We start from the raw sequence: 12,715 nt of genomic DNA, 5'->3' as shown, positions 1-12,715 counted from the left end.
ATGTAGGTTCTAATGAAAGGAGAATTCACATGAATACATTTGTAAATGACAAGTTTTATGAAACTAGAAATCAATTATTTGAGGAAATTACTTTGTTAAGTGATGCTCAATTTAATAGGAAACCAGATAAGGATAAATGGAGTATAGCACAAGTTTGTCATCACTTAGTTTTATTAGATGAGAGAGTTATAACAGTTATTTCATCGGGATTAAAAAAGGTGGATAGTATCTTAAATGAGCGTAAAGAAATTCACACTATTTTATTAGATAGATCGATAAAATTTATAGCCCCAGAAATGATTGAACCAAGTATAGAACCATTTGAAGTGCAGCAAATGGTTGATTTGTTAAACGACTCTAGAAAAGAATTGATGCGTTTCCTGAGTACAATAGAAGATGAATCTATATTAGCGAAAAAATCAGTGACGCATCCAGCTCTTGGAGAATTACTTCTTGATCAGTGGATAGAACTGATCTATTTGCATGAACAGCGTCATATAGAACAAATTAAAGAGATAAAATTACTTTGTGGAGTTGAAAAGTAAACATCATTATCTATTTTTTGAGCGATTTGGGATAGCATCAAGGTTTCGAGTGATAAAATAGAAATCCTGATTAAAATTATGATGAATTTAGTTGAAAGCAACCAATAAGCTGAAGAAATTACGAAACTAGTAGATCTTCCCCCTGAAGAGGAAACGAACATTCAAAAAAATCTGAATCCGATTTGCTGTATAAGTGTAACCCCGTCTTAAATGAAGAGCGGGGTTATTATTTTTGGAAGTGATCTCAGCATTTTCATTTAGAAAAAAATAAATTGGCAATGAAATCCGAAAATGTAATCAGCATTACACACTATATCTTTAAGTTATAATGATTTTCGGAAATGAGCTATATGTCCAAATTTTTGAAAGTAATCTTACACCTACCATTGGGTAAGCACCTTTCACGCGTTTGAGGAATAAGTATTTTGTCAGAAAACGATAAAATACAATTCTATTAAGGGATATATGCATTTTATTCTCTTTATTTTTGCAGTTGAAGTTTTCTGAATAACAAGTTATATTTTTAAAGTTCAAGCAACTTTATGACAGTACAAAAAGGGGAGAAATATTGATATTATGCAAAAAACGAAATGGAAGAACTATGTATGCTATTTTATTATTCTTATGCTTCTTGTAACAGCAGTAACAGTCAAACCAGCTATTTCTAAGGCTGAGGAATCTAATGTTAATATTACATTGTTAGGTACTGCAGATATTCATGGTAGATTTATGCCTTGGGATTATGCGCTTGATGGAGCAAATATGAGTGGAAGTTTGACGCAGCTTTATACGGTTATAAAGAAGGTACGTCAAGAAAATCCAAATACCATATTAGTAGATGCCGGGGATACAATTCAAGGAAACTCAGTAGAATTATTCAACGATAAGCCACAATCGCCAATGATGGTAGCGATGAATACAATGGGATATGATGCCTGGGCATTTGGAAATCATGAATTCAACTTTGGATTAGATACATTGAAAAAAGTTAGTCAGCAATACAAGGGAAAGACGTTAGCAGGAAATATTTATAAGGAAAATGGAGAGCGTTTTCTTCCTGCATATACGATTGTTGAAAAAGGTGGAATTAAAGTCGGGATTATTGGTATGAATACACCAATGATTAGTGATTTTGAAAAAGGGACAGATCATTTGGATGGTTTAGTAGTGAAAAATCCAGTAGAAGAGACAAAAAAGGCTATTAAAGAATTAGAAGATAAAGTAGATGTAATGGTAGGGGTTATGCATATGGGACTAGAAAATGAGAATGGAATCCCAGGTACTGGTGTTCAAGATATTGCGAATGCTTGTCCGGAACTAAGCGCTATTTTTGCGGCTCATATGCATAAACTTGTAAAAAAAGAAGTTGTAAATGGCGTGATTATTACAGAACCAGATAAATACGGAACGCATATTTCACGTATTGACCTTACTTTTACAAAGCAAGATGGGAAGCTTGTTTTAAAAGATAAAACAGCTACCGCTATACCTGTAAAAAATGCTGATGGAACTACAGTATTATCTGATTCTACACTTGAAGAAACACTAACACCTTTTCATGAGTATGCGAGAGGAGATGCAAATGTTGTAGTCGCTCAATTAAAGGGTAGAAACCTTGTTCCTGAAAATGAAATAAAGGGTATTCCAAGTGTGCAGATTCAAGAGACACCTTTATCAGATTTCTTTCATGAAGTCATGCTCCATTACAGCAAGGCGGATGTAGTAGCCCATCAAATTGATAATGATTATGCCCGTTTGGATATAGGTCCTATAAAGAAGAAAGATATTGCTTATAATTATCAATATGCTTTGGGAGAAATTACAGTATATAAGATAACTGGAAAAGATTTAAAAGACTATATGGAATGGGCAGCAGGATATTTTAACTCATCTCGTGCCGGAGATGTAACAGTTAGCTTTGATAAAAACCGTCGTGCGTCTAAATACAGTACGAACGATTTCTTTGGAGGCGTAAAATACGAAATTGACTTAACAAAACCATATGGTAGTAGAATTACAAATTTACGCTCTATTCGTACAAATAAACCAATCAAAATGAGCGATGTTATGACGCTAGGAATGAATGCGTATAGAATGGAGGCTCTTCAGGCAAAAGGGGGAGCTTTAGAGGGACGTAAATTTGAACAAACTTGGTCATCTAAACAAGAGAATGCATTCGGAGAAACAGGTGGAACCATTCGTAATCTTGCTATTACATATTTAAAAGAGGTAAAGAACGGTGTATACACGCCAAAAGTTATGCATAATTGGAAAATTACTGGTGTAGATACACATTCTTCAGAGCATAAGGCTGTAGTTGATCTTGTAAATAAAGGGATTTTAGAAATCCCAAAAACAGAAGATGGAAAATATACAAATATAGCATCTATAAATACTAAAGATTCAATTACAAAAGAAGAGATTGTAGCACTCTCACAAAAAGCTAATATTAATCCAAATCAGTTTAATCATGTAAAAAGAAAAGGTGAATTTTACAAAAAACTTAGTAGGATAATTAAATAAATATAAAAAAGATGGCTCTCGTGCAACAAACTATTCAACTTGGACATACCATTATCCTAAAAAAGTTTGTGATCGGTATGGAAATATAGAAAATCATCGGTAAAAACCCCCCTGGATTACTTTAAAAATTCAGGGGGTTTTCATTTGAATAATTATTGTTTCATTTCTCGCTATGTATATTTATAATATGCTTTAAAAGAACATACCTTAAGTTAATAACATGCAATAGATACGTCCTTTTCTATATTTAAATGGGGAGAAAAATTTATCTTTAAAAGATATTTTTGACAAGATAAAAAAGCCTGAAACTCATATAAGACTTCAGCAGTCTCAATACGTTCCAATCCATGCAGCTATAGACATAAATAACAAAATTATATTGAAAAATCTAACTTCTATATGCGTTGCCTCACTAAAGTATTTATCTACTATTCTTAAAATAGTAAAGAGTGGTTTTTTATGTTGTTAATAAGATATAAGTGTACTTTGATTAGAATGAATATAGATAATTAATAACTAACCAATTGGATGAGCACCTAAAAGGGCTCATTTTTTATTTTATCGACCACATTTATGTAATTTTGCATAATATTACATAAATTTTGTATTTTCTCTTTTTTTCGACATAAATAGACAGTATACTTTGTACAAGCTTTCTATTTCAAAAATTATACGAGGTGAAAAAATGAAAAACACAAAGACATTAACTAAAGTAGCATTAACAACAGGATTAGCTTTAACAGCTGTGGCACCATACGGAATAGGCCATGCAGAGGAAACAGATCAACTACAAGTTCAAATTCAAGAGGACTCATTCCGTTCAGGTGAACTTACACAACCGTCACAAAAAACACCAGAGAATGTAGTAAAAGATGCTCTTAAGGAGAAAGCTGAACAAGCTCTTTCTCCAAAGCAAGTCAATGGAGAAACAGGAGTAGATTATAAAGTTCTTCAAAAACGTGGTTCGTATGATGGAACAACACTTGTGCGTATGCAGCAAACATACGAAGGAAAAGAAGTATATGGCCATCAATTAACTGCACACGTAGATAATAAGGGTGTTATTAAAAGTGTTTCAGGCGATAGCGCGCAAAATTTAAAACAAGAAGAATTGAAAAAGCCTATTAATCTATCAAAAGATGAAGCGAAACAATATATTTATACGAAATATGGGAACGATATCAAGTTTATTTCTGAGCCAGAAGTTAAGGAAGTTATTTTTGTTGATGAAAATAATGGACAAGCTTCAAATGCATATCAAGTTACATTTGAAGCGGCAACACCAAACTATGTTTCTGGAACTTATTTAGTAAATGCACAAAATGGTGATATGTTAAAAAATATGGTACAAGAATCTAACTTAAAAGCAAGTGAAAAACTAGTTGGAGCTTTAAAGGAAAGTAAAAAAAGCAGTCTTACATCATTAACTGGAACAGGAAAAGATGATTTAGGTATATCTCGTTCATTTGGTATTTCTAAACAAAGTAATGGCAAATATGCACTTGCCGATTATACAAGAGGGCAAGGAATTGAAACATATGATGTGAATTACAGAGATATTACTAAAGAAGAAAGCTATTATCCTGGTACACTAGCAACCAGCACTTCAACAACATTTAACGATCCAAAAGCAGTAAGTGCTCATTACTTAGCAACAAAGGTATTTGATTTTTATAAAGATAAATATAAGCGTAATAGTTTTGATAATAAGGGACAAAAGGTAGTTTCAGTTGTACATGCTTGGGATTCTGAAGATACGAACGATCCGAAAAATTGGCAAAATGCATTAAGTGCTAATAATGGAAGTATGCTTGTATATGGTGATCCTATTGTCAAGGCATATGACGTAGCTGGACATGAATTTACACATGCTGTTACTTCTAGCGAATCTAATCTTGAATATTACGGTGAATCTGGTGCGATTAATGAGGCGCTATCTGATATTATGGGAACATCTATTGAGAAATACGTAAATAATGGAACCTTTAACTGGACAATGGGCGAACAAACTGGATCTGTTTTCCGTGATATGGAAAACCCAGCTTCTGTTCCATCTTCACTTGGAGTACCGTATCCAGATGATTACAGTGAATTTAACGATTTTAATGGATGGGATCAAGGTGGCGTTCATTTTAATTCAAGTATTATTAATAAAGTTGCGTATCTCATTGCAAAAGGCGGAACTCATAACGGAGTAACTGTTAAAGGAATTGGTGAAGATAAAATGTTTGATATTTTCTATTATGCAAATACAGATGAGTTAAACATGACTTCTAATTTCAAAGAATTGAAATCAGCATGTATTCGAGTGGCAACTAATAAATATGGGGCGAATACAGCTGAAGTTCAAGCAGTGCAAAAGGCATTTGATGCAGCAAAAATTAAGTAAGTTAGAAATATAGTTTTTATTCATATATTAATACATTATAAAAAACAGCTAATATCATATTAAGATATTAGCTGTTTTTTTACGTGGCAATGTATTAGTGAAAATAAAATTACTAAGCAATAATCAGGCATCTATCTTCAATAAGTTACGACAAATATATAAGATTTCAAGGGTATAAAAACAGAAAATTAATAATATATTGACCTCTTAATAGTAAGTGCTATAGAATGAAAGCGATAACAAACGATTGCTTTAAAATGATTTCCCTGATCTTTTAGTATTTACAAATATATGAGGGCAAAAACAAATCTATTTTTTTAAGCATTAATGCAAACGTTTTCGTATTAAAAGATCATTGAAATACATACGTGAAAATAGTCAATATGGGGGTGAAGTAAAAGGGATTTCTACATTAATTTAAGCAGTGTAATTTAGTATGAGCATAATAAATAGCTCGTACTATATAAAGAAAGGGTGTATGTGGTGCAAATGACAAAAAGATTAATTAACAAATCATTTTTATTACTTGCCATAATCGTTATGTTATCATCTGTTTTCTCTTTTCAGAGTGTGAAGGCAGTTTCAAATTCGAAAACAACTGAAGTTATCATTCATTACAAAGAGAAATCTGGAAATACAAAAGACTGGAATCTTTGGGCATGGGGAGAAAATGCAAACGGTAAATCTTATGAATTTACTGGTGAAGATGAATTTGGAAAATACGCTAAGATAAAAATAGATGGTGACTATAATCGTGTAGGATTTATAGTTCGTACCAATGAATGGGAAAAAGATGGAGGTGATCACTGGGTTGAAAATATAAGGGATGGTCGTGCTGAAGTATGGATCCTTTCGGGTGATGAAAAAGTATATAACTCTAAGCCTTCTTCGGATCTCTCAATTCAAAAAGCTACTATTGATAGTTTTAATGAAATTACTGTAACGACTAATGTTCCGTTTAATAGTAAGGAACAGAAAATTGAAATTGAGGGAATTAAAATTAAGGCAATTAATCCTTATGATAAAAATAGTGGAGATAATACTAATAAGGTTAAAATAATTACGGAACAGAAAATTGATTTAAAACAAACATACAAAGTTAAAATAGCAAACTTAGCTGATGCGAATACTGAAATCGGTAAAGTCATTCGTAGCGAGGAATTTGATAATTTATTTTATTATGGTGGTAATGATTTAGGGAATATATATACTCCGCAACATACAAAGTTCCGTTTATGGGCTCCTACTGCGAGTGAAGCGAAGTTAGTTACATATAAAAAATGGAGCGATAAAATAGGTACTGAAGTAAACATGCAACAAGGTGAAAAGGGAACTTGGAAAGCAGAACTTAAAGGGAACAAAAAAGGTCTCTTTTATACGTATAAGGTGAAAATTGGGGATAAGTGGACTGAAGCGGTTGATCCGTATGTGCGTGCTGCTTCTGTAAATGGAGATAAAGGTGCAGTTGTTGATTTAGAAGAAACAAATCCTAAAAAATGGAAAGTGAACAAAAAGCCAAAATTTAAAAATCCGGAAGATGCTATTATTTATGAATTGCATGTACGCGATCTTTCCATTCAACCTGAAAGTGGTATTAAGCAAAAAGGAAAATATTTAGGTGTAACAGAAAAAGGAACAAAAGGGCCTGAAGGTGTAAAAACAGGACTTGATCATATGAAAGATCTTGGTGTTACTCACGTTCAGTTTTTGCCGATATTTGATTATGCTTCAGTAAATGAAGAGAATTTAAATGAACCACAATATAATTGGGGATATGACCCGAAAAATTTCAATGTCCCAGAGGGCTCCTATTCTACAAATCCTTTTGAGCCAACTGTTCGAATAACTGAATTAAAGCAAATGATTCAAACATTGCATGATAATAATCTTCGTGTTGTGATGGACGTAGTATATAACCATATGTATAATGCCGCTGAATCAAATTTTCATAAGTTAGTTCCAGGTTACTATTATCGTTACAATGAAGACGGAACATTAGCAAATGGAACTGGAGTAGGGAATGATACCGCTTCAGAACGAAAGATGATGAGAAAATTCATGGTAGATTCCGTCACATACTGGGCAAAAGAATACAATTTAGATGGGTTCCGTTTTGATTTAATGGGTATTCATGATTATGAAACGATGAATGAGATACGTAAAGCTGTTAATCAAATTGATCCTTCTATTATTCTGCATGGAGAAGGATGGGATTTAAATACACCTCTTGCGGCTGAATTGAAAGCAAATCAAAAAAATGCGGAGAAAATGAAAGGGATTGCTCATTTTAACGATAATATACGTGATGGATTGAAAGGTAGTGTATTTGAGGAGAAAGAAAATGGTTTTGTAAATGGAAAACAAAACATGGAAGACCGTATTAAAAAAGGCATTACAGCCGGTATTGACTATGATACAAATTCGTCTACTTATCAAGATCCGGAGCAGGTGCTAACTTATGTGGAAGCACATGACAATCATACTTTATGGGATAAACTTGAGTTGACTAATTCAGGTGACAGTGAAGAAATGCGAAAACAAATGCATAAATTATCTTCTTCTATTTTATTAACATCACAAGGTATTCCATTCTTACATGCAGGACAAGAGTTTATGCGCACAAAATATGGTGATCATAATAGTTACAAATCTCCTGATTCAATTAACCAGATGGACTGGTTACGCCGTGCAGCATTTAATAATGAAGTAGAGTACATGAAGGGCTTAATAGATTTACGCAAAAAATACCCAGCTTTTCGAATGACATCTGCAGAGCAAATTAAAAAGCATATTGCTTTTATCGATGTTCCAAAAAATGTTGTAGCTTATACAATAGATGGAAAGGGAAGTGGGAATAAAAGCGAATACTTTATGGTGGCTCACAATGCAAATAGGGAAGCCGTTGATATAACACTTCCATCGAAAGGTCCATGGAAAGTGCTAGTAAACGGGAATCAGGCGGGAAGTAAAACACTTTACGTTGTCCATGACAATAAAATTAAAATTCCTGCATTAAGTTCACTAGTTTTAAAAACAGAGAAACCGATTAAATAAATGCAAAAAGCGAAGTGACGGTTGTTTTCACTTCGCTTTAAAAGTTAACTTAGTATAATTTCACATACTGTAATTATATTACAATTTAATGAAAAAAATAAACAAAAAAAGAAGAACTCACCAAGGTTCTTCTCTTTTTTACGTGTAATTAGGGTTTCCATAACTGTAGATATGGATGGTGTAAATTAATGGATGAATAATTCACTCTTAAAATTATAACAGAACAATTAAAGATTTTTATATGTAATATTGCATATAAAGGGTAAACAACAATAATTTCTTTTCATAAAAATAAGCCCCTGGTGAAAATGATGAGTAACCCTTTTCCGTATGAAATGAACTTGGTATAAAATGAAAGATTACAAGTATAAGAGTCTATACTTAGTAATCCCTCACTTTAAGGTATGTCTTTGGGGATGTGAGGGGAGTTCAATCGATTCTGAATAAAATTGATAGTATCAGTTGCAATTTTTTTGCGTTTAAGAACAATCCCGGCATGTCCACATGTATAAATATATCTTGTAGGTCTTTCCCAGGATTCCCACAAATAGTCCGTATCCTCAGAGTGCACATATAGATCGTGCTTACCTGAAATTAATAAAATATTTTCTTTTTTTACTTTTGGTAACGCTTGACTCGGTTCAGTGATTTTCCAATAAGCTATTAAATCATCATACGTAACACCATGATGTTCCAAGTCTTCTCTAATAAATTTACCTGGATTTGTCTTCCAAATTGAATAAGAGAGTCGATTCGCGTAGAAAATGGATGCTAACACATCAATTTCTGGTTCAACAAGAGATGTTAAGTTAGTAATAACTCCACCTAAACTGATTCCTATTAAAATCAAGGGACCATTTTTATTTGCTTTAATCCATTTGATCAAAGTTCGTAAATCAGCTACCGCTTGTCTAGTTGCTTCTACAGTTCGTTCAACATTGGCACTTACCATGTACTCTCCACTGTATAGGGATTGGTTCGGTTTTCTGTCAAAATGATATGGTAAAGTGAAATAATAAATATTCCACTTCAAGTTGGTCATATGGTCGTGGAATATTTTTTTTACACGTTCGTTAGAATCCATTCTCCAACCGTGAACAAAGATGACATGAGGTGCATCTTCATTTTCATGTAAAAATAATTCCCCAGTGACAGAATCGTTGCGTGAATCACCAGATTGAACCGAGCTTTTATATTTGAATTGTCCAACCATGTATTCCTTTTCTTGTTTTAAATGCTTAATGTTAAAATGAATATGAGATGGTTTTACTTTATAAAAAAATTCTATGTCCTTTATATATAGTGAAGTGTTAGAAAGAGAAGTATACTGAAACTTTACACTTCTTTTTTTGTGCAAATCATACAAGGCGTATCGATCAATGAGTTTTGAAAAAATCAAATTAACCTCCTCCAAAATACATATCGTCTAAAAGGTGGACAAAATTTATGCTGTAAATTAATTGTGAAATATTCTCTTTTCCTAATAGTAGATGCTTGAATTATAAAACAGGTGGGGAATTTGTATATTATATTATAAAGCTATCAATAAAATAAAACTATAAATATCTTTTACAAAAACCTAAAAAGCAAGTTAATATTCTCACGCATAAAAGAGAACATTAACTTACTTATTTTCGTATCAAAAGGTACACCTTTTGAAGTGACGTAATTTATATGAAAGACAATGTGTCAATTTGTATATTTAATAAAGTGATAGTTACCATGATTTTCGAAGCCTATAGTTAATTAACCTCACAATATACGTCTTTTTGGTATATAAATAGCTATATTCATTAGAGAAAGAGTTTTAATCCTTCATGAGAATCTTTAAAACCTAATTTCTTATAAAAGTGTAAAGCTTCTTGTCGTTCTTTATCTGTTGTTAACTGTACTAAATGACATCCCCGTAATTTAGCACGTTGAATAGCCCATTTAATAAGTTTACTTCCTATACCTTTACCACGTTTTGATGAGGCTGTCCGTACACCCTCAATTGTAGCTCTCCAACCCCCTTGACGTACAATGTAAGGCGTAAATGTAATTTGTTGAATACCGACAATCTCCGTCCCATCACACGCTACAATCAACTCGTTATTTGGATCACAATCAATAGCATGAAATGCTCTTATATAACTATCAGGGAGTGGTGTTTCATAGCGCTCTCTTTTATTTCCTAAAACATCATCAGCAAGCATTTTTACAATTTCATCTAAATCATCTGCCGTTGCAATCCTAAATGTTATAGTTTCTGTCACTATCAAAAAACCTCCTTAATGTATGCACTTGTTACTTTTATTTTACTTGTTTAAATACAAAAGGTTAAATTATAAAATATTATGAGTCTCTATAACTTTTTCTTATAGATAGCATAAAAGCCTAACTTATAAAATTATAAGTTAGGCTTTTTAACACAATATTATTATTAGAGAATCCGACCAACTTCAATAAACCTCCATATTCTTTAATGAATTTTCATATTTAACAAGCACACATATAACCATCCAAATAGGGTGGTTTTTATTTGTTGTATAGAAATTACGTAATAAGCATGGATTTGTATGCTCTCATTCAATGCTATCTAAAGCCATAACCTCCTTGCCAATATTCAAAAACGATTACGTTTTTGAATATGTGTTCCGGTCTTTCTTGACCAGGTCAATGAATAACTACACATAAACTCCTTATATCTCTAGATAAACTACCGATTAGCTCCATATAGACTCTAGATAACCTATATAGAATACAAGTTATCAAGGAGGTAAGAAAAAATGAACTTTATGAAACGAGCAATTCTCAGTATGAAAAAAAGAGTAGGAACATCATTAATTTTGATGGCAGTTTTCCTAATTGTTACAAATTTAGTGTTGGCAGGATTCACAATCCAAAATGCATCAAAAAAAGCTGCTGATGCAGCAAGAAAAAAACTGGGTGCTGATGTTACTTTAGGTCTTGATTTTGATAAATTAGGAAAACAAGCAAGGGAAACTGGAGAAGCGCCTAATCCGCCGCATCTCAATACAAAAGAAACAGATCAATTAGCCAAGTCAAAGCATGTAAAAGACTACAATTATATAACCCATAATTTCGGAATTGCAGATGGATTTAAATTAGTAGGAGTTTCAGAAGGAGAAGGAAAAGGAAAAGGTAGCGTGGCAATGGTGGGAGGATCAGGTTCAGGTACAGAAATAGATATGAATTCTTCTCTTATGATAGAAGGAGTTCGCAAGTCTTTATTACAAGAAAGCTTTAAAAATGGAAAAAATAAAATCGTTGATGGAAAACCAATTACAGAACAGATGCAAGATCAAAATGTAGCTTTAATGGAAAAACGATTAGCGGAACAAAATAATTTGAAAGTAGGAGATAAAGTTAAAGTTCAATCAGGGGATAAAAAGGAAACTCTTGAAATTGAAATTATCGGTATTTACGAAACGAATGAGCAACCAATGGGTCAAAATCCCCCTCCTATGATGAATCCAGCTAATAAACTATATATGCCTTACTCTACTTTAAAAAAATTAGAAACAGATGAAGGTATGAGTAGTAGTATTCAAGCTGTGTACTCATTGAACGATCCACAATACATTGATGCATTTAAAAAAGAAGCAAAAAAATCTGATATTGATTTTAATTATTTTAAGTTAGATGCACAAGATTCATTGTACAAACAAATGATTGGTCCTATCGAAAATATCGCTTCTACGTCTCAAATGATTATCTATATGGTATCTATTGCAGGTGCGATTATCTTAGGATTAATCATTATGTTATCGATTAAAGCACGTCGTAAGGAAATGGGGATTTTATTGTCCATTGGAGAGAAAAAATGGAAACTGATGGCGCAGTTCGTAGTAGAAGTAGTATGTATTGCTATTTTAGCGTTTGGATTATCCATAACAACAGGAGCTAAAGTTTCTCAGTTCGTAGGGGATAACTTACTTTCGAGTGAAGTTGCTACAGCAAGTGAAGAAACAGACACCTCACAAAATAGTACTGTAATGGTGGCTGGACCTGGTGGTAGTCTACAAGACCAAAAAAAGGAGCCAATTGATAAAATTGATGTAAGTGTAACGGGAGAGGATGTAGGAAAAATGGGGGGAATTGGACTAGCTATTGCTATATTAGCAACGCTTCTTCCAGCATTATCTATTCTACGCCTGAATCCAAAACAAATTCTTTTAAAAGATGAATAAGGAGGCTCGAT

Annotated in this window: 7 protein-coding genes; 5 read left to right on the top strand and 2 right to left on the bottom strand. The window is 32.8% G+C overall.

The genetic code is table 11. The annotated features are described in order from the left end of the window. Positions 1-29 precede the first annotated feature (29 nt). The 4 genes from DET63_RS08575 (at position 30) to pulA (ending at position 8,511) form a co-directional block, all read left to right on the top strand. A complete protein-coding gene (locus DET63_RS08575) occupies positions 30-545 on the top strand; it encodes a DinB family protein (protein ID WP_113936424.1) in 516 nt (171 codons plus the stop codon). Positions 546-1,121: 576 nt separating this feature from the next. After that, positions 1,122-3,068, top strand: coding sequence for a bifunctional metallophosphatase/5'-nucleotidase (locus tag DET63_RS08570; RefSeq protein ID WP_113936423.1), 1,947 nt, complete (start codon positions 1,122-1,124; stop codon positions 3,066-3,068). 685 nt (positions 3,069-3,753) lie between these two features. Continuing rightward, positions 3,754-5,457 carry a M4 family metallopeptidase gene (locus DET63_RS08565; RefSeq protein WP_113936422.1) on the top strand — a complete coding sequence of 568 codons (1,704 nt, stop codon included), beginning with the start codon at positions 3,754-3,756 and terminating at the stop codon, positions 5,455-5,457. A 483-nt stretch (positions 5,458-5,940) separates the two neighbouring features. Then, positions 5,941-8,511 carry a type I pullulanase gene (gene pulA, locus DET63_RS08560; RefSeq protein WP_113936421.1) on the top strand — a complete coding sequence of 857 codons (2,571 nt, stop codon included), beginning with the start codon at positions 5,941-5,943 and terminating at the stop codon, positions 8,509-8,511. 397 nt (positions 8,512-8,908) lie between these two features. On the opposite strand, the gene DET63_RS08555 is transcribed toward pulA, so the two are convergent. Beyond that, entirely contained in the window at positions 8,909-9,910 is a 1,002-nt protein-coding gene (locus DET63_RS08555; protein WP_016091412.1) for an alpha/beta hydrolase, read from the bottom strand. 394 nt (positions 9,911-10,304) lie between these two features. Further along, positions 10,305-10,766, bottom strand: a complete 462-nt coding sequence (locus DET63_RS08550) for a GNAT family N-acetyltransferase (RefSeq protein WP_002032325.1) — start codon at positions 10,764-10,766, stop codon at positions 10,305-10,307. A 513-nt stretch (positions 10,767-11,279) separates the two neighbouring features. On the opposite strand from DET63_RS08550, the gene DET63_RS08545 reads away from it, so the two are divergent. Then, positions 11,280-12,704 (top strand): ABC transporter permease, encoded by a 1,425-nt coding sequence (locus tag DET63_RS08545; RefSeq protein ID WP_113936420.1) that lies wholly within the window; start codon positions 11,280-11,282, stop codon positions 12,702-12,704. The last annotated feature ends 11 nt before the right edge of the window (positions 12,705-12,715 follow it).

The organism is Bacillus sp. DB-2 (genome assembly GCF_003315125.1).
Classification (GTDB): domain Bacteria; phylum Bacillota; class Bacilli; order Bacillales; family Bacillaceae_G; genus Bacillus_A; species Bacillus_A mycoides.
This window is presented reverse-complemented; position numbering and strand designations above follow the sequence as displayed.